Below are 20,969 nucleotides of genomic sequence, written 5' to 3'. Positions count from 1 at the left end.
AATCAGCTCACTTAACAGATATCAAAGCGAAAATCGCCTGAATATCTGTCCCTTGTAACGATGAGACCGTTCGCCAAAGCCTACTGCTTAAAAAAGGTTCGGTTTGGAGGCTCGAAAGTCCATTCACTGCTGTTTCCACACTGATTTGCACCAACCATCAGCTCTCTTTAGCTTCACCAGCAGTTACTACTCTTTGTCATTGCCGATCGATATATTGCTTATTATACTATTCCGATAAATGAAAAATGTCAAGGGGAAAAATTCATTTTTTATAATAATGCTTTTTCAAGCTTTTCTCTCCACACATCTGCAAGCTCCTCAATCCGCAGCAGTTCTTCTATAGCTTTAAGGTTTCTTCGGTCATGGAACATGATAAAATTCCCTTTCAGAACCGATACACTTTCCTGCTTCCTTTCTTCAAGCTTTAGTACGCTGTCTGCTGTTACAGTTCCTTCTTTCAGCACTCTGAAAAAGTAGCCTGTGAAGCATGTTTCCACCATTCTTCCTAAAAGCTGATCTTCTCCGTTATGCTTTGATATTGTGGAGCATGGGATACGCCCCTGTGTTATTTGGATGACAGATTTCCCCAGTGAAAAGGTGTCACCTATAAAAACATCCTTCTCCTGCATATTTACCGCACAAATATTTTCACCAAATGACGGTGGAGAGAATGACTTTTTAAATTCTTTCTCCCACATCCCGTAATGTTCGTAAGGATATAGGCACACTGCACGGTCTGGACCGCCATGAAAATCAGTATTTGCCACTCCATCCCCCATAAAACCTTCCTTCGCTAGAAACACACTGTGGATTTTTTCTTTGCCGATTCCCGATATTTCCTCTTTGTTATTCCACCTGTGCTTTTTTGGCTTTCCAATGCTTAAGGAAATAATCTCCCTCACATAATTCCCTCCCCGTGTTCGTTTTCTTTATAGTGTAACGGTTTCTTTTTAGGATATCGAAACAAATTTTTCCAGAATTTGAACTTTCCCATAAAAAGACAAAGCTTTTTCTAGTTAGTTTTTCTTCATTTAGCCCATATTAAGACTAGTTTGATTAACGAAAAGGAAGGTCAGAAATATGGAGCACATTGAAAATTTACAATCTGTAAATTCCAAAGCTAAAAAGAAGTCAGGTGATGATGTTCATAACCAAAAATGGGCCATACTTTCACTTTCTTCAATTCCTCTCGTTATGACACTTGGGAATTCCATGCTGATTCCCGTTCTGCCGGCGATGGAAAATAAACTAAATATTTCTGCATTCCAATCCAGCATGATTATTACCGTATACAGTATTGTAGCCATTATTTTGATTCCAATTGCAGGCTTTTTATCCGATCATATCGGCCGTAAAAAAGTAATTATACCAAGTCTTCTCATTGCAGGAATTGGCGGGCTGATCTCTGGATGGGCGGCATGGAAAATGGCAGATGCTTATTGGATCATATTAGCCGGGAGGGCATTGCAGGGTGTTGGGGCAGCAGGTGCGGCACCAATTGTTATGCCCTTGGTCGGGGATATGTTTAAAAATGACGATGATGTCAGCAGCTCCCTTGGCCTAATTGAAACTTCCAACACTTTTGGAAAAGTTTTATCACCTATACTTGGTGCTTTTCTGGCAGGGTTTATATGGTTTTTACCGTTTTTTTCATTTCCAGTTTTTTGTACCATTTCAATCCTGCTGGTTTTCTTCCTTGTAAAAACGCCAAATAAAAGAGAAGAACCTCTACCGCTGAAGAAGTTTTGGAGCAATATTAAGGATACCTTTAAAAACAATGGAAAATGGCTTTATGCTATTTTCCTGATAGGTGCTATTCTCATGTTTGTGCTTTTTGGGATCCTTTTTTATTTATCTGATGTGCTTGAAAAGACATACGGTATTAAAGATGTTAAAAAAGGGCTTCTGCTGGCTGTCCCGCTTGGCGCACTCTGCCTTTCATCCTATCTGACAGGCAAAAAAATAAAAGAAAATAAAATACTGATGAAGTGGATCATATTTTTAGGATCAGTGCTTGTGGCAGCTGCCACTGCAATCTTAAGCTTTTCAAACAATATGTGGTTTATGATCAGCATGTTCCTGTTTGCCGGAATTGGCATAGGAGTTGCACTGCCTTCATTGGACGCGTTGATTACGGAGGGAATTGCAAAAGAGGAACGTGGAACCATTACTTCGCTATACAGTTCAATGCGGTTTATCGGGGTTGCCGGCGGCCCGCCTGCCATTGCTATTCTGATGAAGCACTCTGATCAAGGGCTCTTTTATATTTTAAGCGGAATAACCATTCTTGCTGCCATTGCAGCCATTTTAGCAATCAAACCTGAAGCAAATGACAGCTGAAAAAATCCGTATCGTTCCATGACGATACGGATTTCTTTATTTAAAATGCTGCTGTACAAAACAAGTTACAACCTGATTGAATAGCTGCCACTTTTTAGTTGGCACCTGATGGGATACGCCTTTGATTATGGCTGCCTGAAAGCTGACATATCTTCTATAGCTCCTTATATGCTGATTAACAAAATCTCTTGAGCCATAAATAAGGAGAAGTGGGACACTTAAGTTCCTAAGGCGGTCGGTGCAGGAATAGTGAAGTGATCTATCATAAAATTGAAACCACATGGTGTGATTTGCTTTTTTCATATGCTCCAGAATCTCGTCTCTGACTTTTTTATCTTTTGTATGGCTCGATGCTATTACATACTGCAGAAAACCTGGAAAGTGCTTCACAAAGTACATCCCCAGAATATGCTCATATTTGAAGGTTTCCGATAACACCTCTGGAAACCCGCCTGAGAGAATGACACCAAGTGTTCTTTCCGGATATGAAAGGGCAAACTCCTGAGCAATTATGCCGCCTGATGAATAGCCCAGAATAACAGCTTTTTCAATATCCAAGTGGTCTAATACAGCTTTTATCTCTTCTGCATATCCTTGTATAGTTACTGTTTTTTCCGGGCCAGCAGAATCTCCATTCCCGCTTAAATCAGGAAAAATCACCTGAAAATGCTCTGCCAGGAGGCCTTGATAATAAAATACCTTTCTTCCCATAGCGGGAGGATGTATAAAGAGGATCGGCACACCCTTGCCCATTGTTTCATAAAAAATCTTTGTATCCTCATAAATAAATGCCGGCAATTGAATCGTCCTTTCCTTTGACAAAACATAGATGGCTTTATGCGGAACGTTATACCTTTAAGGTTCAAACTAAATGGTACTGTGCTGCCATTTTAGTATTGCACGACAGGCCAAGAATCATTATGGGATGTTTAAGCGAGATCTGCATATACTATAATTGATCATGCGATTCTGCTTATTTCCGTGACTTTCTGAGACGTATATGATATCCTTTAATTAAGAATATGAATAAAAAAAACGACCGCAGGTGTTGCCGCACCCACGGTCATTCGCAATAGTCGTTCCCTTAGGGGATCGGCCTGTCAAAGACGTAGACCTCTCCCTCAATTGTCAGATCAAGGGAGGTCTATTTTTTATGGTTAAAAGTCATGACAGCAATGATCAGACTAGAAAAAGAAATCATCATCATGATCGATTCGAAAACTGTCAAAGGCATCACCCCCTTTCAAATACGGGGCTAGCCGACCACCCTTGAGAAACTCCCATTGCTTCTTTATTATAACACAATCCTGTCCATTTAGTCGAACGCATGTTCTATTTTAAACAAATTGATTCTTCTTTCCTATTTTTTCAAATCTTTTTGATCTGCAGATTTCCTTTGAAGATATCCATGAAGAAAACCCATCTCCTGATTAAGCAAATACTCCATATCCTCCAGCTGCTGCTCAGCAATTAACTGAGGATTGCCTCCCCATTCCACGCTATGGATAAAATAATAATTTTTTATTCTTTTAAAAATAATGATTGCTTCAGGAAAACAGTCAAAGAACCCCTTTACCTGATTTCTCCTCATATAACTCCATCTAATCAGTTCCATGATATCAGCCTTTTTAATATTCCTTTACCCTGGAAAACATGGATTCATGTTCTGCATGCAAAAAAACTGCCGAAAATGGCAGTTTTGAAATTATTCTTTAAGCCTTGGTTTGGCCGGGTCACATTTTGGCTTTTCAGACTGAGTAGACTCGGCAAGCTTTGAGAGGTAATAGCATTCTTCACGGTACATATGATCAGCCATTAAAGCTGCAAATGTACCCAATGCCTCTTTGCTTAATTCAAGCTCCTCAATTTCATTGAGGAAGTTCATAAAAAGAGTCATTTCCAGCGTAACATCGCTGTTAAACTTTTGAAGGGCGGGGAATGATTCAACATTAGTCCGAAGGAAGCCGGACATTTCTACGGCCTTTAAATAAAATGCTTCAAAATCCTTTGTATAGCCATCACTGATTTTCTTAATTTTCTTCTCAACACGTTCTATATTGTCCGATATGGCACCTGCATGGCCAGCTGCATCCAGAAGCCAGATTAAATGGTGATGGAGCTCATGAAATACAGGCGGGGCTTCCCCCTTTTTTAAATATTGAAGGACAAGCATATATTCCTCAAGCTCATTGACCATATGGTTAATAAATACCGGGCCAAGATGAATGGATATTTTCCCTATCAAATGACGTTCAATCAGGTTCAATTTAAATTCCCGCAGCTTCTTAGCTTCCTGTTCCGCCCTCCGGCTCAATTGCTCCAGATTATCCACTCCAACCCTTCCTAATAGCTGGTCAAAGGTCTGTATAAAGTAATTTGCCCGTTCAATGCTGTCTTTTTCCTTTGGTGATAATGAATCATGTATAAAGCGTGCATGATCACCCAAAATCTGCAGCCAAAACCCGTGTTCAAATTTTGCAGCATTTTCAAATTCAGCAGCCAAGTATATCTCCCCTTTCAAGCGTACTCATAAAAACATATCAGAAACCAGCTGAAATTATGCCTAAGCACTAACTTCAATTATGGATCGGCAACTTAGTTTTTAAGAGCAAAAGGGAAATTGAAAAGCAGATATCCTAAAGCGATTTTTCCATCATTACCTGACCAACCTTTTTTTCGAATCCTAATTCAAGTAAAGCTTTTGAGGAGGGATTGGAAACAGAGATATTAACTGCAGTGAAATCAATAGATTCATCCGCATCCATGAACAGACTGCCGAGAATGCTTTCCGTCATTTTTTCATAGTTATTTCCATTATTGAACCTTAACTGATAGATGATGATGCGGTCTGTTCGTCCTCCCGCTTTCAGTATTCTTTTGTATAAAATATAGCCAATCGCTTTTCCGTCGTCATTTAATAGCACAGCAGCTTCTCCGTGTTTTACACTTTGCCACTGGCACTGCCAGGCAGCGGTGGTATCATAAAAGCTAAGTGACTGCAGCTGTTCAGGATATAACCTTTTAATGGAAAAGGGGTTTTCCTTTAATAAGCCCAGTTCGTTATTTGGAAGCTTCTTGTTTAAATAAAGCAAGTGATCGGTAATCACATAGCCGGCTTTTTTGTAGAGCTTAATCGCTCTCTCATTTTCTTCAATTGCTTCAAGAACAGCGGTGTGGGCTTTTTCAGCTCTATAGATGCTAATTACCTCTTCCATCATTGCTGCAGAGAGTCCTTTTCCGCGGAATTCCGGGGCGATTCCAGTGCCTCCGTTCCAGGCTATTTTTCTGCCGTTAATCTCCCGGAATCCATTCATTATGATTCCGCAAGGTTCTCCGTGCATAAATACAATAATCGACTTTTCAGGAGAAAGACCCTCAGATATCATTCGGTTAACAAATGCCTGAAGATCCATCTTAATGGGAACTATATAGCCTTCAAAGCCTTTGTTCCAGGCTGTCAGCGCCTCCTCCAGGGTGCACTGGGAAAGTCTTTTTATTTTCATAGCCGCTCTCCTTCATGTTTTTAAATTTTTGATTGTTATTTATGTTTGTTCCCTCTTTTAATTACAATGATAATGGCCATGTAATTACACCTCCATTTTAAATAGACTGGATAGTTTATTTATTATCAAAAAAATATATAGACTTATGAGTTTATTTTTATTAAAGCATTTATTTTCAGTTTTTTCAATCTATTTTAGAAGGATTTTCTAAAATAAAAGCCGATACATCAAGTACCGGCTTTTGTTCATACATTATTTATTTGCAGGCTTTTTCAGGATTCCAATAAGAACAGCGGACAAAAGAGCACCTGCTATTATTCCTGCAAGGTAAATTCCCCATGGCCCATCAACTAGAGGGACGACAAAGACTCCGCCATGAGGCGCCCTTAATCCGATTCCAGCCATCATTGAAATTGCACCTGCCAAGGCAGACCCTGCCATGATGGATGGGATAACACGCAATGGATCTGCAGCTGCAAAAGGGATTGCGCCTTCAGTAATAAACGAAAATCCCATAATGTAGTTTGCTTTTCCTGCATCCTGTTCCTGTTTAGTAAATCTATTTTTAAATAAAGTTGTGGCAAGGGCGATGGCAAGTGGCGGAACCATACCCGCAGCCATGATTGCGGCCATCGGTTCATATACTCCATTTGCAAGAAGCCCTGTACCAAAAACGTATGCTGATTTATTAACCGGGCCGCCCATATCAAATGCCATCATCAGTCCCAGCACTGCCCCCAGCAGGACAGCATTTCCAGTGCCGAGGCCTGAAAGCCACTCGGTGATAGCAGAATTTAATGCGCCAACTGGTTTGTTCACAACATAAAGCATCAGCAATCCTGTGATAGCAATTCCAAAGAGCGGATAAAGCAAAATCGTTTTAATTCCTTCAAGAGATGAAGGCAGGCCGGCAAAAACTTTTTTTAACCCAACTACCACATAACCAGCAAGGAAGCCGGCAATGATGCCGCCAAGGAATCCTGCGCCTCCAGATGCTGCCATCATCCCTCCGACTGCACCTGCAGCAAATCCAGGGCGATCAGCAATACTCATGGCAATGAAGGCTGCAAGGATTGGAACGATTAATCCAAACGCATTTCCCCCGCCAATCGTCATCAGTGCTTCAGCGATAGGATGATACGACGGATCATTAGGATCTGCTGCTTTATATCCGAACATAAAGGAAATGGCAATCAGGATCCCCCCGCCCACAACAAATGGAAGCATATTGGATACACCATTCATTAAATGCTTATATATACCGGCTTTTTGCTCTTTTTGATTTCCAGAGGATTCACCGCTGTCCGCATTTCCGCCCTTGTAAACAGGAGCATCCTGCTTAAGCGCTTTTTCAATAAGCTCCTGAGGTTTACGGATGCCATCAGCAACTGCCGTTTCAAGGACATGCTTTCCGCTGAATCGCTCCATTTCAACCTTGGTATCTGCCGCAACGATAATTGCTGCTGCATTCGCGATTTCCTCTGGTGTCAGAACGTTTTTAGCACCGCTTGAGCCATTGGTTTCAACTTTAATATCAACACCCATTTCAGCTGCCTTGGCCTTAAGTGAATCAGCTGCCATATAAGTATGGGCAATTCCTGTTGGGCAAGCTGTTACAGCCACAACAAATCGTTTGCTGTCAGCAATATTTTGGACTTCCTCTTCTTCAGTCCCGTCATAGCTGTCAATGATTTCAATAACTTCGTCCGCAGAAGCAGCATACTGAAGTTTTTTGCGTGCTTCCTCGTTCATTAATATCGATGAGAGCCTGGATAGAGCCTCCAAGTGTGTATTATTAGCTCCTTCCGGGGCTGCAATCATAAAAAATAAGTGTGCAGGCTGACCGTCAAGCGATTCATAATTTACGCCTTCTTCTGATTTGCCGAACGCAATAGCAGGTTCTTTGACCGCACCCGTTTTGGCATGAGGAATGGCAATTCCATCACCTATGCCTGTTGTGCTCTGTTCTTCCCTCTTTAAGATTGCATTCTTGAAGGCGTCCCGGTCATGAAGCTTTCCAGCTGCATCAAGCTTGTTTACCAATCCATTTATGGCATCCATTTTGCCTGTTCCGCTCAATGAGAGCAGAATCGTATCTCTTGTCAGTAATTCTGTTATTCTCATCCTAAATCTCCCCTTTTAGGCTGACCTTTTCAATCGAAACCTGAGAAAGCAATTCCTCCGCTTTTTCCTTTGTGCAAAGACCAAGCGAAAAAGCGGTAGCACTTCCGGAAGCAACACTGTATTGAAAAGCCTTTTCTATATTTTTGTTTTTTTCATAAGCTGCAAGAAAACCGGCTACCATGGAATCTCCGGCGCCAACTGAACTTTTTACTTTTCCTATTGGAACGCTTGAAATATATGCTGCATCAGCAGATATCAAGACTGCTCCCTTGCCTGCTAATGAAACAATTACATTCTGTGCGCCCATTTCAACAAGTTTCTGTCCAAAAGGGATGACTTCTTCAGCGGAAGTGAATTCTCTGCTGAATAATTCACCCAATTCATGGTGATTGGGCTTTATTAAAAACGGTTTGTAAGGAAGAACCTTTTTCAATAATTCTCCCTCTGCGTCCACCACAAAAGCCGCTCCATTTTCTGAACAGATTTTCACCAGCTCTTCATATGTTGTTTCAGGCAAGGTTGATGGAATACTGCCTGCGAGGACAAGCAAATCTTCTTCTGATAGGCTGCGGATTTTATTTATTAGATCCTCGAAATTCCTTTCTGAAATGGCCGGCCCTTTGGCATTGACTTCTGTTTCCGTCTCTGCCTTGATCTTTACATTAATTCTTGTGTCTCCTGCAACTTGTACAAAGTCGGTTTGAATATTCTCCTTATTTAAGGAATTAACAATATAATCTCCTGTAAAGCCGCCTGCAAAGCCAAGCGCCTTGCTTTCAACATCCATTCTTTTCAGCACTCTCGAAACATTGATTCCTTTTCCTCCAGGGAACTTTGTATCCTGCTTCATGCGGTTAAGACCGCCGACTATTATCTCATCCAATTCTACGATGTAATCCACTGACGGATTTAGCGTCAATGTGTGTATCATGCTGTCACGACCTTTATTGTAGTTTTGCTGATATAAGGCTCTTGCTGATCCTCATTCAGTTCATTTGTAATAATTGCTGCTGTATGCAAATCGGCAATCTTGGCAAACGCAATTTCTGAAAACTTCGTGTCATCGGCAAGCACGAATGCCTCCCTTGAAAGAGAAATGGCCATTTGCTTGATCATTGCCTCATCCTGATCCGGTGTGGTGTAGCCGAATTGAGGATGGATACCGTTAACTCCCATAAAGCATTTATCAAATCGGTAATTTTCCAGGCTCGCCAATGCCCCCCTGCCGATGATGGCTTTTGTCTGTTCCTTGGCAAAACCGCCGATTAAAAATGTTTTTATATTCCTTTCGAGCAATGCGTTGATATGCATTAGTCCGTTCGTTACAACCACAATTTTCTTCGCAGGCAAAAAGGGAATCATTTCAGTTACTGTCGAGCCTGCATCCAAATAGATGGAATCCCCCTCTTCAACAAGGTTTGCTGCGTATTGGGCAATTTGGCGCTTTTGCTGAAGGTTTTTGGATGATTTTTCAGACATGCTGGGTTCCTGAAGCTTGCCCTGAAGCCTGGCTGCACCTCCATGAATTCTTTTAAGGTACTTTCCTTCCTCAAGCTGGGTAAGGTCCCTTCTGATTGTTGATTCCGATGTTTCTGTCATGTCAACGAGATCCTGAATTTTAACTACACCTTTCTCTTTTAAAAGCTGCAGAATCAATTTGTGGCGCTCTGGTGTTAACAAAACATCACCTCCCGGGTGTGTTGTTCTTCTTGACTACATCATACTGAAACCGATTGCAAAAATCAATCATTTTCATTCAAAATAAATCAAATTCAATCATAGGTTGATTGTTTTTGATTGTTTATAGAATATTTATTCTTTTAATTAGAATATTTTAAATATATTAAAATAATAGTTTGCTCTCTATGATTTATTATGCTAGAATCTAAAATAACAATATATAGTTTCTTCTGACAACTAACGCTACTATATATTGTTTTAATTTCAGAATTAACTTGGTCCAAGGTCTCTTTTTTGAACCGCTTTCTTATAGGAAGCGGAATTTTTTTGTTTTAGAAAAAAATCACATTATCTCCATAACAAAAAAAGAGCACTACACAAAAGTAATGCCCTTCTCTAAGATTATTTATCTTCATAATTTAACAGATCTTCAATTTTTCCATCCTCATTATGCAAAATGGCCATTGTGCCTGCTTCCTCAGCCATGCGCTTTGCTTCCTCAACAGCATCTGACTGTGAATCTGCAGTGTACTCAGTCTCGTCTTGACCTTCCCTTTTGACTGCCCAACCTTCTTCATCGTGCGGTACTACATGGAATCTCGCTTCATCTGTGCCTGCCCGGTCCTTGAAATATTGTTTCTGTTCGTCACTTTGAATGTTGTTATTATTATTTGCCATGTTTATACCTCCTTAAATTGTGTGGACATCATCTATTTGATGAGCAGTATCACTTTACCCTTTATCCCTAGATAAAAACTTTATTCAAAATGATATATGTAAACCATTTTTATTTTTAGTTGACATAAAGCAACTGCTGCTATTATTCTAAATTGTATAAATATAAATCTAGCAGGAGGCTTTTTATGAAGACAGGTTTGAGGACAATTGATTTAACATTGGCAGGTATGTTTGTTGCCCTGATGGCGGTTGGGGCAAACATCACTTCATTTGTGCCATTTTTGGTTATCGGAGGAGTGCCTATTACTTTACAGACCTTTTTTGCCATTTTGGCAGGGGCTATTTTAGGAAGCCGGCTGGGAGCTATTACAATGGCTGTCTATGCTTTCGTCGGGCTTGCAGGCGCTCCGGTCTTTTCAAAATTCGGCGGCGGTTTTGCTTCATTATTAAACCCCACTTTCGGTTTTATCCTTTCGTTCATTCTAACAGCGTATGTCACCGGGAAAATAATTGAAAAGAAAAAATCAGTTCCGGTATATATTACTGCAGCTCTAATTGGAATGGCGATCAATTATCTTTTCGGGACAAATTGGATGTACCTGGCTTATAAACTTTGGTTTACAGCACCTGAAGGATTTACCTATCAGATGGCTTGGCTATGGATGGCGGTCCCTCTTCCAAAGGACATTATTCTCTCTGTTTTTGCCGGGGTAATGGCATATCGGCTGGAGCATAGAGTATTTGCCCGCAGTCAGTTCAGAAAAATAAACCGGGCAGCATAATCCATTTTACTAAGGAGGATACTTATGAATTTTCAAAAGCTGGCTTTTGACGTACTTGAAGGACATGAATTGACAGACTCGGAGGCGATGTCTATATTAAATTGCCCGGATGATGAGCTTCTGGATTTATTGCAAAGTGCCTATAAAATCCGCCATCATCATTACGGGAATAAAGTTAAATTAAACATGATTATAAATACAAAATCCGGATTATGTCCTGAGAACTGCGGCTATTGTTCACAATCCAGCATCTCAACTGCACCTATTGAAAAATACCGGATGATGGATAAGGACTCTATCTTACAAGGAGCTAGACAAGCACATCAGCTTAATGTTGGAACATATTGTATCGTTGCAAGCGGCAGGGGCCCAAACAACAAAGAGCTGAATGAAGTTGTATCTGCTGTTAAAGAGATAAAGGATCACTATAATATGAAAGTCTGCGCCTGCCTTGGACTCTTGAAGCCTGAACAGGCTGAGAAGCTGAAAGAAGCCGGAGTGGACCGCTACAATCACAATATTAATACATCTGAAGAACATCATGAGAGCATTACTACATCCCATACATATCGAGACAGAGTCAATACTGTCCAATTAATAAAGGAGGCAGGCATCTCACCATGCTCCGGTGTTATCATCGGCATGAAGGAAACCAAAAAAGATGTGATAGCGATGGCCCGAAGCCTAAAAGCGCTTGATGCCGACTCAATTCCGGTTAATTTTCTTCATGCCATTGATGGGACACCATTAGAAGGAACAGATGAGCTGAATCCCCGCTATTGCCTGAAAGTGCTTTGTCTCATGCGTTTTATCAATCCATCAAAGGAAATCAGAATATCCGGGGGCAGAGAAGTGAATCTCAGGAGCCTGCAGCCGCTTGGATTATTTCCGGCCAATTCCATTTTTGTAGGAGATTACTTAACCACCGCCGGACAGGAAAGCACAGCAGACCACCAAATGCTGAAGGACCTGGGTTTTGAAATTGATTTTGCAGCCGGGGAGCCAGTATTTTCCTGATAAAAAAAGATTCTGCGCCACAGCAGAATCTTTTTTTAATATATATCTTTTCTATAATTCGTCAAACCCATTATCTATTTGAACTTTTGTATATTGCCGCGATTTTTGTTCAAAGAAATCAGACTTCCCTTGGTCAACCTCCTCATACGCTACTATCCAGCGGAGAGGATTGGTTCGAAAGCCCTCAAACGGCCGTTCATATCCCAGCTGATTGCAGCGGACGTTGGCATAAAATTTGATATAGGCTTCAACATCAGACAGCAATATGCCTTCTGTTTTGCTGCCGATCACATCGCGGGCCCATTCAATTTCCAGCTCAGCTGCACTTTTAAAAGTCTCCCGGACGAATTCACTTAATTCATTAGTATTAAGCTCCGGATTTTCCTTAAGGATTTCTTTGAAAATTTTAACAAACAAATCTACATGGATTTGTTCATCCCGGTTGATGTAATTAATCATCGTTGAGGTGGCTACCATCTTCTGATTCCTTGCCAGGTGATAAAAAAATGCAAAACCTGAATAAAAGAATAGCCCCTCCAAAACGACATCAAACACAATCGATTTCAGCAGACTCTCCGCACTTGGATTCTCTGCAAAATCTTTATATCCGTTCACAACAAATTCATTTCTTTCAGCTAATATAGGTTCTGTCCGCCAGAATTCAAAAACCTCATCCTGCTTTTGTTTGGGAACAAGGCTTGATAGAACATAGGAATAGGAGTGATTATGAATCACCTCCTGCTGTGCAAGTATGATCATGAGTGCTGATAGGCTTGAGTCGGTAATATAATCAGCAACTTTTCCGGCATAATCCGTCTGGATGCTGTCCAGCAATGCAAGCAGCCCAATAATCTTCAAAAAGGCATCTTGTTCACTTTTCGTTAAGTGCGGAAATTGCTTAATGTCCTGTGACATGTTTATCTCAAATGGCGTCCAAAAGTTAGCGAGCATTTTTTTATACTTGGGATAGGCCCATGAGAAGCGGACATCATCCCAATTAAGGATATTGGAGCATTCGCCGTTGATGATTGAAGTTGATTTATTAGGCGCCGATTGATTAATAATTGGGCGTTTTTTTAGAGTATTCATAAGGGGCCTCCTTTAGCTTGAGCAAGATTCGCAGTCTTCAACCTCTGATGAAGTTGAACGGATATAGTAAGTTGTTTTTAATTTATTCTTCCATGCTGAAAGATGCAGGTTTAAAAGATCGATAGCTTTAATATGGTTAGGTATATAGAAATTAAATGAAATAGCCTGATCTATATGCTTTTGTCTGTTTGCATTCTGCCTGATGCTCCACTCCTGGTTAATATGATAGGCAGATTTGTAGTACCAAATGGTCTCACTGTTAATTTCAGGAGCCGTAACAGGGATTCGATAATCCTTTTTCTCTTCGGAATACTGCTTGTTAAATATAGGATCAATACTCGGTGTGCTTCCTGCAATTAATGCAGTAGATGCATTAGGGGCAACCGCCATCAGATAGGCGTTTCGGACGCCGAATTCCTTTACCTCCCTGCTCAATCCTGTCCAGTCCATTTCTGTCTTTGTCTCCAGATATCCCCGTTTTTCAAAATACGCACCCGTTTCCCACTCAGAACCTTTAAAGGCTGAATAGCTTCCTTTTTCTTTTGCCAGATTCATAGAACTTTTTATCGCTAAAAAAGCAATTTGTTCATATAGAATGTCAGCGAATTCTGCAGCTTCTTCGCTTTCCCATGTGATTTTTTTCAGTGCAAGAAGGTGGTGCCACCCAAAAGTCCCCAGTCCAATCGCACGGTATTTTTGATTTGTGATCTGCCCCTGAGGAACCGGAATACTATTTATATCAATAACATTATCAAGCATTCGCACCTGAATGGGCACAAGCCTTTCAAGGACTCCTTCACTTAAGGCCCGAGCAAGATTGATGGATGAAAGATTGCAGACAACGAAGTCTCCCGGCTGTTTTTCGATAATAATTCTCCCATCTCTTGTATATTCTTCAACCCTCTTAGTAACACTTTGGTTTTGTACGATCTCAGTGCAAAGGTTGGTACAATAAATCATCCCGCTGTGAGAATTGGCATTTTTCCGATTAACCTCATCCCGGTAGAACATGAATGGTGTCCCGGTTTCAAGCTGACTTCTCATGATGGATTTCATGATCTCGATAGCAGGAACTTTTTCCCTTGATAGATTCGGGTTATCTATGCATTCTTTATATTTCTGGCGGAATGACCCTTCGCCTTCTCCTTCATCATAAAAATCCTCCAGGGAAAAGCCCATGATTGTACGGACTTCATGGGGATCAAATAAATACCAATACCCTCGGCTTTCCACTTTTTCCATAAACAAATCAGGAATGCAGACACCTGTGAATAAATCATGTGTTCGCTGCCTTTCATCTCCATTATTAAGCTTTGCATCAAGAAACGGGAAGATATCTTTATGCCAGACATCCAGATAGACGCTTATAGCACCCTGCCTTTGTCCAAGCTGGTCGACACTGACCGCTGTGTTATTCAGCTGCTTCATCCAGGGAATCACCCCTGAAGATGCCCCCTTAAATCCTTTAATATCACTGCCTCTGCTGCGGATTTTCCCCAAATATACTCCGATTCCTCCGCCATTTTTAGACAGTGATGCAATATCGGTATTACTGTCATAAATGGAATCAAGACTGTCATCAACGGTCTCAATGAAACAGCTTGAAAGCTGTCCCCAGTTCTTCCCTGCATTAGCGAGTGTTGGAGTGGCAACAGTCATATACAACCCGCTCATTGCCCAGTATGCTTCTTTAACAAGCTCAAGACGCTTTTCCTTCGGCTCCTTTTTCATCAGCACCATGCTGATGATCATGAACCGCTCCTGTGGAAGCTCATAGAGGTTTTTCTGTTTGTCCCTGGCAAGATACCGATCTGCCAGCATTTTCAGCCCCAGGTATGTAAATAAACGGTCATTTTCTTTCCTAATAAAATAGGACAGCTCATTTATCTCCTCCTCTGAATACACATCTAATAAATCTTGTTCATAAATTCCCAAAGCGGTCAGACGTTCAATTAGCGTATAAAAATGTGTGTAACAATCATCCGGCCCGCATTCTCTGTTTTTTCCGGACTCATTATAGAGCTTTTTAAGAAGCAGACGTGAAGCGGCATACGTCCAATCTGGCTCTTCAATGCTGATAAATGATAAACAATCCAGTATAAGCTGGTCATACATGACCTCCGCTCCCAGCTGACTCATTTCTTCTTTCCTTTTTAATAGCTGCCCAATGTCGAGCTGTGGAAATTCTGTCTTAAGTTCTTCTAAAATTTTTATCGGCTGTATGGTTTGGACCATCTTACTTCCTCCTAAAGGCAAAATAAAAATCCGCCCGGAAAATGAGCGGATCAAACGATAGTATAATAGCAGGAAGCAGATGAACAGACGGCCATTACGCGATCGTTTCATCATCTCAATCCCCGAAGATAAGAAACTTTCGATCGCCCTGGCAGGTCTCCTGGCTTGTGCTTCACTCTACTAAAAGCCCTTCCCATACTAGCGCCATGAAGCGTTTTGTACAGTGGCATGCTTTTTTCGTCTGCACTTACAGTTGCGGGGACAGCTTCGGTTTTTCACCGAATTCCCTATTAAGTCCATATAGGACACCAATCACGATCTATATGTAGTTTTCACTTTAGAACATCCATACTATATATTGTAGAGAATTCTATCATATCGAGAAATAAATTACAATTATTAATCTGCCCGGTCATTTGTTATTCATGATTTTCGATTTCAATATCATGAGGTATCGGCTCTGGCTTAGCCCAGAAAGAATCATATGCCGCATAACCAGCCATTACAAGCACCAGATAAGCAATCGCTGCACCTGCCCATTTCTTCATTTAAATTTGCCCCTTTCAATTAAACGTTTTTTTCACTTACTTTTACTCTTTGTAATCTAAGTGCGTTTAAAACGACAGATACGGAGCTGAAAGCCATTGCTGCGCCGGCAAGCCAGGGAGCAAGGAACCCTAAGGCAGCTACTGGGATGCCAAGTGTATTGTATGCAAATGCCCAGAAAAGATTTTGTTTGATATTCCTTATGGTTTTTTTACTCATTAGAATGGCGTCTGCGATACTATTTAAATCCCCTCTCATTAGAGTAATATCTGCTGCTTCCATCGCAACATCTGTACCGGTTCCAATCGCCATTCCTATATCAGCAACAGCAAGTGCAGGGGCATCATTTATCCCATCGCCGACCATGGCGACTTTTTTTCCCTGGTTTTGAAGTTTTTTTACTTCTTCTGCCTTGCCTTCAGGCAGAACCTCTGCAATTGCAGAGTCTATCCCCACTTCCTCAGCTATTGCCTGAGCCGTACGTTTGTTATCTCCCGTTATCATAATGACTTCAATCCCCAATTGCTTTAAGCGATTGATTGCATTTCTGGATGTTTCTTTTATTGTATCAGCCACTGCAACGATACCTGCATATTTGCCATCGACTGCAACTAGCATTGCCGTTTTTCCATTTTCCTCAAGTATCTCCATTTCCTGCTTGGCTGAATGGACATTTATATCGTATGTTTCCATTAATCTTCTTGTACCGATTAGAAGGTTTTTGCCTTCCACTTTTGCTTTAATCCCAAAGCCGGGAATAGCTTCAAATTCCTGTGGATTAAAAAGATTGATTCCTTTATCCTTTATCCCTTTTACAATTGCTTCGGCCAATGGATGCTCAGACTGTTTCTCAGCAGATCCTACAAGCTGGAGAAATGCCCTTTCTTCAACATTACCTTCCGTAATCACATCCGTTAAAACCGGTTTGCCATGTGTTACGGTTCCGGTTTTATCAAGAACGACTGTAGTGATTTCATGTGTAAGCTCCAGGTGCTCCCCGCCTTTAAAAAGAACCCCATATTCCGCTGCCCGGCCTGAACCAGCCATTATAGAAGTTGGCGTAGCCAGACCCAGGGCACATGGACATGCAATCACCAGGACGGCAATCAACTTTTCTAGTGCTTCTGCAAAATTACCGGGACTTACCCATATATACCATACCAGGAATGTAACCACTGCTATGCTCACAACAATCGGAACGAATATCCCGGAGATTTTGTCTGCCATTCGCTGTATGGGCGCTTTGGAGCCTTGCGCTTCTTCAACTACTTTAATAATCTGTGACAGTGCTGTATCTTTGCCAACTTTAGTGGCTTTAATTTTCAGGAAGCCATTTTTATTAATGGTGGAGCCGATGACTGTGTCGCCTGCTGTTTTATCAACAGGTACGCTTTCCCCCGTCAGCATGGATTCATCCAATGCTGACTGTCCCTCGATAATTTCACCATCGACCGGAATTTTTTCACCCGGTTTTACAAATATGATATCTCCAGTAATAACTTCTTCAAGGGGAATTTCAATTTCTTCCCCTTCCCTCAAGACAGTTGCTGTTTTTGCCTGAAGGCCCATAAGCTTTTTGATTGCTTCAGAAGAACGCCCCTTTGCCCTCGCTTCAAACAGTTTGCCTAAAATGATTAATGTTATAAGAATGGCACTTGTTTCATAATAGAGCTCCACCATATGCCCGTTGCTGCCAAGTGATAATAAAGATTGGTATAAGCTGTAGAAAAACGCTGCCGAAGTACCCAGTGCAACCAGAAAATCCATATTGGCGCTTTTATTTTTTAATGCCTTATACGCCCCAACATAAAATTGTTTTCCTATGAAAAATTGCACGGGAGCTGCAAGCGCCAGCTGCACCCAGGGATTCATAAACATATCAGGAACGTAAATAAAGGATGTAAACTCGAAATGTCCCACCATGGACCAGAACAAAGGGATGGAAAGAATTAATGAGAAGATAAATTTGCCTTTTTGCTTCTCGATTTCCTTTTCCCTATAACCTTCTATCTCTTGGTCTTTATCCGTTTTTACTTTTGCCTGATACCCTAAATTCTCTATTTTCTTTATCATATCCTGGACGGAGACTTGCTCGGGATTATATTCAACAGTGCCCGTTTCAAGAGCCAAATTGACTACAGCATGTTTTACCCCAGGAAGTTTAGTAAGTCCCTTTTCAATTCTTCCGGAGCAGGCCGCGCATGTCATCCCCAGCAATTCGAACTCTGCTTTTTCCGATACTACTGCATAACCGAGATCCTCAATTTTTTTCTCAAAAGCTTCAACAGAAGTTACTTCCGGATTATATTTTATCGCTGCTTTTTCCAATGCAAGATTGACACTAGCTTCCTGGACACCATCCAGCTTATTCAGCCCCTTCTCAATTCGAGATGAACAGGCCGCGCATGTCATTCCCGATATCGGAAGGTGAACCTCCTTCAGGGCTGCATCACCCATAACTCCCACTCCTTTATCAAACGAAGTACCTTACACTTATATACTATACCCCACTACCCTATATGTCAATCAAATAAAATTAGACAAATTTCTTAATTTGTAAAAAAAGAGAACGTGCATTTTATTCACACGTTCCTTCCGGGTTAGATTACTCTACATCATAGCCTTGATCGTCAATTGTTTCTTTAATTTGTTCAAGTGAAACTGCAGATGAATCAAATTGAACCTGCACCTGGCCATTATCAAGGTCCACTGCTACCTTATCCACGCCATTTAATTTGCCGACACTGCCTTCTACGGCTTTTACACAATGTCCGCATGACATTCCGCTTACTTTCAAAGTTACGTTTTCCATAATAATGTAGCCTCCCGTTATTTTTTCATTAACTTCTGGACTGTGATTAAAAATTCATCAAGCACTTCTTCATCGCCTTCGTGGATTCTTTCAACCACACAGCTTTTCAAATGGCCTTCAAGCAATAGCTTGGCTACGCTATTCAAAGCGGACTGAGTTGCAGAAATTTGTGTTATTATATCGTCACAATAAACGTCTCTGTCAATAAGTCCTTTTATTCCGCGTATTTGACCTTCAATTCGATTTAATCGGGTCGTCAAATTCTTTTTCACTTTTTCCGAGTGATGACTTTTTCGCTCCGAATCAATCGAACAGCAGCTGTCAGCAGATAAATCCTCATTTTCCAAATCAAAAGCCATTTGATCAGCCCCCTTTGTTTTCATTATATTATACCCCGGTACCCTATGTAAAGTTCTGAGTTCAAAATGGTATAAATTCCGGATGTTTAAGTATAATTTCCCTTTCATGTTATTGAAAATCTCTGTTTATACTAACGGAAACACTTTAGAAAGGAGGCAGATGATGTGAATAGAAGGCATGAAAATTTAGAAGACAATGGCAAAGATCTTTATGGAATTGACAAAGAAATTAGCCTGCAGTCAGTAAACTTTGCTTCTGCTGAGAATAAGTACTTAAATGAACGGGCAGAAACTGATTCCAATGGAGATATATAGACGAAAAGCCGCCAGTGGAGGCGGCTTATTGTCATATTACAATTCAGTCAGTTCTCCAATTTCCACCTCGGACCTTTCTTCAAGCGGGCCGCGTAAATGTACTGTTGCTGTTCTCCCATCTTCATTTAGCTTATCGATCCACACGGAAGCACCATTGTATCTTACTTCGATATCTGCTGATGATGAAAGAATTTGCTTCACTCGTTTTGCGTCCATTAAAAACACTCTCCTCTGCTTTTTTCAGTTTATTTTTTGCATGGTTGCGAAATTTATGCTTGCTTTGTCAGTAAAGCTGTTTATTGGGCAATATATTCTGATTGCAAAAACTGCTGCTTGCTAAGGATAAAATAGTTGTCCTATCCTTCCAATACTCTGAATACACTTTGTACAAACAGGTTTTGGCGTTAGGGGTTGTACACTTATGAGCATATTTTTAGGCTATGTTTTCTTGGGTCTTTCGCTTGCAGCGCCAATTGGTCCAATAAATGCTGCGCAATTGGATAAAGGGATAAAAAATGGTTTTTTCCACGCATGGCTTGTGGGACTGGGAGCTATAACAGCAGATGCAGTTTATATGGCAGCAGTATATTTGGGTGTAGTACATTTTCTTGAGATTCCATTTATAAAAGCTTTTTTATGGTGCTTTGGATTTTTTGTCCTGGTATATACAGGTGTTGAAACCATATTTAGCGCCGGCAAAGTAATATCCAGCGTCAGAACCAAAAATGAATCTAAAGTAAAATCCTTTATGTCAGGCTTCCTCATGTCATTGTCAAATCCTTTAACCATACTGTTTTGGCTCGGCATCTATGGTTCCATCTTGGCAAAAACAGCAGCTGAGTATGACAAGGCCCATGTTATTTTATACAGTGGAGCGATTTTTACAGGCCTTCTTCTCTGGGATGTAACTATGGCAGCAGTCGCCAGCAGCTTTAGAAGATTTTTAACTGGAAAGATTCTCGCTTTTATTTCAGTTTTATCTGGAATATCCTTGATTGGCTTTGGTATATATTTTGGTTTGCAGGCTTATAAACTTTTGTTTTAAATACATATTCCATCTATTCGGACAGGGTGAAGAAAATTCACAGCTTCATGACTGTATAAAATAGAAATCCTTGAACTGTGTTGCGGTTAATTTGGTATTTCAGGCAAGTTCGGAGATTTATCTAACAGGTTTTGGAGTTTATCTAGTATGTTTTGGGTTTTATCTAACAGGTTTATGAATTTATCTAACAGGATTTTTGATTTATCTAGCAAGTTTTGGAGTTTATCTAACATTTGGCACAATTCTTCGTTGCAGAGACATATGCTGGCCGAAGTGACGTATAAAAAAAGAGTCCAACTGATTCAGATACCTATATTTTCACACGAAAAAGAGCACCCATCAGGTGCTCTTTCATTTGCCCGGCAGAGTCCTACTCTCACAGGGGGACAGCCCCCAACTACCATCGGCGCTGAGAAGCTTAACTTCCGTGTTCGGTATGGGAAC

Annotated in this window: 22 protein-coding genes, 1 rRNA gene, 1 riboswitch and 1 other annotated feature (1 of these 25 running past the window's edge); of the genes, 5 read left to right on the top strand and 18 right to left on the bottom strand. The window is 40.9% G+C overall.

What is annotated here, in order from left to right:
• Positions 1-209, bottom strand: a binding site (T-box leader) (it extends 43 nt beyond the left edge of the window).
• A 60-nt stretch (positions 210-269) separates the two neighbouring features.
• Complete coding sequence (locus tag BK139_RS12265) at positions 270-902, bottom strand: MOSC domain-containing protein (protein ID WP_076259054.1); 633 nt, start codon at positions 900-902, stop codon at positions 270-272.
• Between the two features lie 178 nt (positions 903-1,080).
• Between BK139_RS12265 and bcbE the strand changes: the two genes are divergently transcribed.
• A complete protein-coding gene (gene bcbE, locus BK139_RS12260) occupies positions 1,081-2,340 on the top strand; it encodes a bacillibactin exporter BcbE (protein ID WP_076259052.1) in 1,260 nt (419 codons plus the stop codon).
• A 36-nt stretch (positions 2,341-2,376) separates the two neighbouring features.
• On the opposite strand, the gene BK139_RS12255 is transcribed toward bcbE, so the two are convergent.
• The 9 genes from BK139_RS12255 to BK139_RS12220 all read right to left on the bottom strand — a co-directional run bounded on the left by BK139_RS12255 (position 2,377) and on the right by BK139_RS12220 (position 10,325).
• Positions 2,377-3,138 carry an alpha/beta fold hydrolase gene (locus tag BK139_RS12255; RefSeq protein ID WP_175609107.1) on the bottom strand — a complete coding sequence of 254 codons (762 nt, stop codon included), beginning with the start codon at positions 3,136-3,138 and terminating at the stop codon, positions 2,377-2,379.
• Positions 3,139-3,484: 346 nt separating this feature from the next.
• Entirely contained in the window at positions 3,485-3,574 is a 90-nt protein-coding gene (locus tag BK139_RS24555) for a putative holin-like toxin (protein WP_219993454.1), read from the bottom strand.
• Between the two features lie 126 nt (positions 3,575-3,700).
• On the bottom strand, positions 3,701-3,931 hold the full coding sequence (locus BK139_RS12250) for a hypothetical protein (protein ID WP_083675352.1): 231 nt from the start codon (positions 3,929-3,931) through the stop codon (positions 3,701-3,703).
• A gap of 114 nt (positions 3,932-4,045) precedes the next feature.
• The gene (locus tag BK139_RS12245; RefSeq protein WP_076259045.1) at positions 4,046-4,843 is read right to left on the bottom strand and encodes a DUF2935 domain-containing protein; all 798 of its coding nucleotides are present in this window, start codon (positions 4,841-4,843) and stop codon (positions 4,046-4,048) included.
• Between the two features lie 133 nt (positions 4,844-4,976).
• Positions 4,977-5,843: a GNAT family N-acetyltransferase gene (locus BK139_RS12240; RefSeq protein WP_076259042.1), complete on the bottom strand. Its 867-nt coding sequence runs from the start codon at positions 5,841-5,843 to the stop codon at positions 4,977-4,979.
• Between the two features lie 252 nt (positions 5,844-6,095).
• Positions 6,096-7,967, bottom strand: a complete 1,872-nt coding sequence (locus BK139_RS12235) for a PTS fructose transporter subunit IIABC (RefSeq protein ID WP_076259040.1) — start codon at positions 7,965-7,967, stop codon at positions 6,096-6,098.
• A 1-nt stretch (position 7,968) separates the two neighbouring features.
• On the bottom strand, positions 7,969-8,898 hold the full coding sequence (gene pfkB / locus BK139_RS12230) for a 1-phosphofructokinase (RefSeq protein WP_076259038.1): 930 nt from the start codon (positions 8,896-8,898) through the stop codon (positions 7,969-7,971).
• Positions 8,895-9,647: a DeoR/GlpR family DNA-binding transcription regulator gene (locus tag BK139_RS12225; RefSeq protein WP_076259035.1), complete on the bottom strand. Its 753-nt coding sequence runs from the start codon at positions 9,645-9,647 to the stop codon at positions 8,895-8,897. The genes pfkB and BK139_RS12225 overlap by 4 nt, the downstream gene beginning before the upstream one ends.
• A gap of 402 nt (positions 9,648-10,049) precedes the next feature.
• A complete protein-coding gene (locus BK139_RS12220; protein ID WP_076259033.1) occupies positions 10,050-10,325 on the bottom strand; it encodes a DUF2188 domain-containing protein in 276 nt (91 codons plus the stop codon).
• Between the two features lie 185 nt (positions 10,326-10,510).
• On the opposite strand from BK139_RS12220, the gene BK139_RS12215 reads away from it, so the two are divergent.
• Entirely contained in the window at positions 10,511-11,107 is a 597-nt protein-coding gene (locus BK139_RS12215) for a biotin transporter BioY (protein WP_076259031.1), read from the top strand.
• Positions 11,108-11,131: 24 nt separating this feature from the next.
• On the top strand, positions 11,132-12,124 hold the full coding sequence (gene bioB, locus BK139_RS12210; protein WP_076259029.1) for a biotin synthase BioB: 993 nt from the start codon (positions 11,132-11,134) through the stop codon (positions 12,122-12,124).
• A gap of 51 nt (positions 12,125-12,175) precedes the next feature.
• On the opposite strand, the gene BK139_RS12205 is transcribed toward bioB, so the two are convergent.
• The 6 genes from BK139_RS12205 to BK139_RS12185 form a co-directional block, all read right to left on the bottom strand.
• On the bottom strand, positions 12,176-13,213 hold the full coding sequence (locus BK139_RS12205) for a ribonucleotide-diphosphate reductase subunit beta (protein WP_076259027.1): 1,038 nt from the start codon (positions 13,211-13,213) through the stop codon (positions 12,176-12,178).
• Between the two features lie 12 nt (positions 13,214-13,225).
• The gene (locus BK139_RS12200) at positions 13,226-15,448 is read right to left on the bottom strand and encodes a ribonucleoside-diphosphate reductase subunit alpha (protein WP_076259024.1); all 2,223 of its coding nucleotides are present in this window, start codon (positions 15,446-15,448) and stop codon (positions 13,226-13,228) included.
• Positions 15,449-15,582: 134 nt separating this feature from the next.
• Positions 15,583-15,776: riboswitch (cobalamin riboswitch) on the bottom strand.
• Positions 15,777-15,867: 91 nt separating this feature from the next.
• Positions 15,868-15,996 (bottom strand): hypothetical protein, encoded by a 129-nt coding sequence (locus tag BK139_RS24365; RefSeq protein ID WP_261391767.1) that lies wholly within the window; start codon positions 15,994-15,996, stop codon positions 15,868-15,870.
• 19 nt (positions 15,997-16,015) lie between these two features.
• Entirely contained in the window at positions 16,016-18,451 is a 2,436-nt protein-coding gene (locus BK139_RS12195; RefSeq protein WP_076259022.1) for a heavy metal translocating P-type ATPase, read from the bottom strand.
• 148 nt (positions 18,452-18,599) lie between these two features.
• Positions 18,600-18,806 carry a copper chaperone CopZ gene (gene copZ, locus BK139_RS12190; protein ID WP_035329639.1) on the bottom strand — a complete coding sequence of 69 codons (207 nt, stop codon included), beginning with the start codon at positions 18,804-18,806 and terminating at the stop codon, positions 18,600-18,602.
• A 17-nt stretch (positions 18,807-18,823) separates the two neighbouring features.
• Positions 18,824-19,165 carry a metal-sensitive transcriptional regulator gene (locus tag BK139_RS12185; RefSeq protein ID WP_076259020.1) on the bottom strand — a complete coding sequence of 114 codons (342 nt, stop codon included), beginning with the start codon at positions 19,163-19,165 and terminating at the stop codon, positions 18,824-18,826.
• Positions 19,166-19,330: 165 nt separating this feature from the next.
• On the opposite strand from BK139_RS12185, the gene BK139_RS23965 reads away from it, so the two are divergent.
• A complete protein-coding gene (locus BK139_RS23965; protein WP_175609106.1) occupies positions 19,331-19,480 on the top strand; it encodes a hypothetical protein in 150 nt (49 codons plus the stop codon).
• Between the two features lie 36 nt (positions 19,481-19,516).
• On the opposite strand, the gene BK139_RS12180 is transcribed toward BK139_RS23965, so the two are convergent.
• Positions 19,517-19,696: an H-type small acid-soluble spore protein gene (locus tag BK139_RS12180; protein ID WP_048011339.1), complete on the bottom strand. Its 180-nt coding sequence runs from the start codon at positions 19,694-19,696 to the stop codon at positions 19,517-19,519.
• 205 nt (positions 19,697-19,901) lie between these two features.
• Between BK139_RS12180 and BK139_RS12175 the strand changes: the two genes are divergently transcribed.
• A complete protein-coding gene (locus BK139_RS12175; RefSeq protein WP_076259018.1) occupies positions 19,902-20,525 on the top strand; it encodes a LysE family transporter in 624 nt (207 codons plus the stop codon).
• 357 nt (positions 20,526-20,882) lie between these two features.
• Here the strand turns inward: BK139_RS12175 and rrf are convergent.
• Positions 20,883-20,969 (bottom strand): 5S ribosomal RNA (gene rrf / locus BK139_RS12170); the annotation flags it as partial.

This window comes from Paenibacillus sp. FSL R5-0490 (assembly GCF_001956215.1).
GTDB lineage: Bacteria > Bacillota > Bacilli > Bacillales > Cytobacillaceae > Cytobacillus.
This window is presented reverse-complemented; position numbering and strand designations above follow the sequence as displayed.

Excerpts from the sequence above, each read along its gene's own strand:
- bcbE (WP_076259052.1), top strand. The coding sequence starts at position 1,081 with ATGGAGCACATTGAAAATTTACAATCTGTAAATTCCAAAGCTAAAAAG.
- BK139_RS24555 (WP_219993454.1), bottom strand. The coding sequence starts at position 3,574 with ATGCCTTTGACAGTTTTCGAATCGATCATGATGATGATTTCTTTTTCT.
- BK139_RS12250 (WP_083675352.1), bottom strand. The coding sequence starts at position 3,931 with ATGAGGAGAAATCAGGTAAAGGGGTTCTTTGACTGTTTTCCTGAAGCA.
- BK139_RS12240 (WP_076259042.1), bottom strand. The coding sequence starts at position 5,843 with ATGAAAATAAAAAGACTTTCCCAGTGCACCCTGGAGGAGGCGCTGACA.
- BK139_RS12235 (WP_076259040.1), bottom strand. The coding sequence starts at position 7,967 with ATGAGAATAACAGAATTACTGACAAGAGATACGATTCTGCTCTCATTG.
- pfkB (WP_076259038.1), bottom strand. The coding sequence starts at position 8,898 with ATGATACACACATTGACGCTAAATCCGTCAGTGGATTACATCGTAGAA.
- BK139_RS12220 (WP_076259033.1), bottom strand. The coding sequence starts at position 10,325 with ATGGCAAATAATAATAACAACATTCAAAGTGACGAACAGAAACAATAT.
- BK139_RS12215 (WP_076259031.1), top strand. The coding sequence starts at position 10,511 with ATGAAGACAGGTTTGAGGACAATTGATTTAACATTGGCAGGTATGTTT.
- bioB (WP_076259029.1), top strand. The coding sequence starts at position 11,132 with ATGAATTTTCAAAAGCTGGCTTTTGACGTACTTGAAGGACATGAATTG.
- BK139_RS12205 (WP_076259027.1), bottom strand. The coding sequence starts at position 13,213 with ATGAATACTCTAAAAAAACGCCCAATTATTAATCAATCGGCGCCTAAT.
- BK139_RS12200 (WP_076259024.1), bottom strand. The coding sequence starts at position 15,448 with ATGGTCCAAACCATACAGCCGATAAAAATTTTAGAAGAACTTAAGACA.
- BK139_RS24365 (WP_261391767.1), bottom strand. The coding sequence starts at position 15,996 with ATGAAGAAATGGGCAGGTGCAGCGATTGCTTATCTGGTGCTTGTAATG.
- BK139_RS12195 (WP_076259022.1), bottom strand. The coding sequence starts at position 18,451 with ATGGGTGATGCAGCCCTGAAGGAGGTTCACCTTCCGATATCGGGAATG.
- copZ (WP_035329639.1), bottom strand. The coding sequence starts at position 18,806 with ATGGAAAACGTAACTTTGAAAGTAAGCGGAATGTCATGCGGACATTGT.
- BK139_RS12185 (WP_076259020.1), bottom strand. The coding sequence starts at position 19,165 with ATGGCTTTTGATTTGGAAAATGAGGATTTATCTGCTGACAGCTGCTGT.
- BK139_RS12180 (WP_048011339.1), bottom strand. The coding sequence starts at position 19,696 with ATGGACGCAAAACGAGTGAAGCAAATTCTTTCATCATCAGCAGATATC.
- BK139_RS12175 (WP_076259018.1), top strand. The coding sequence starts at position 19,902 with ATGAGCATATTTTTAGGCTATGTTTTCTTGGGTCTTTCGCTTGCAGCG.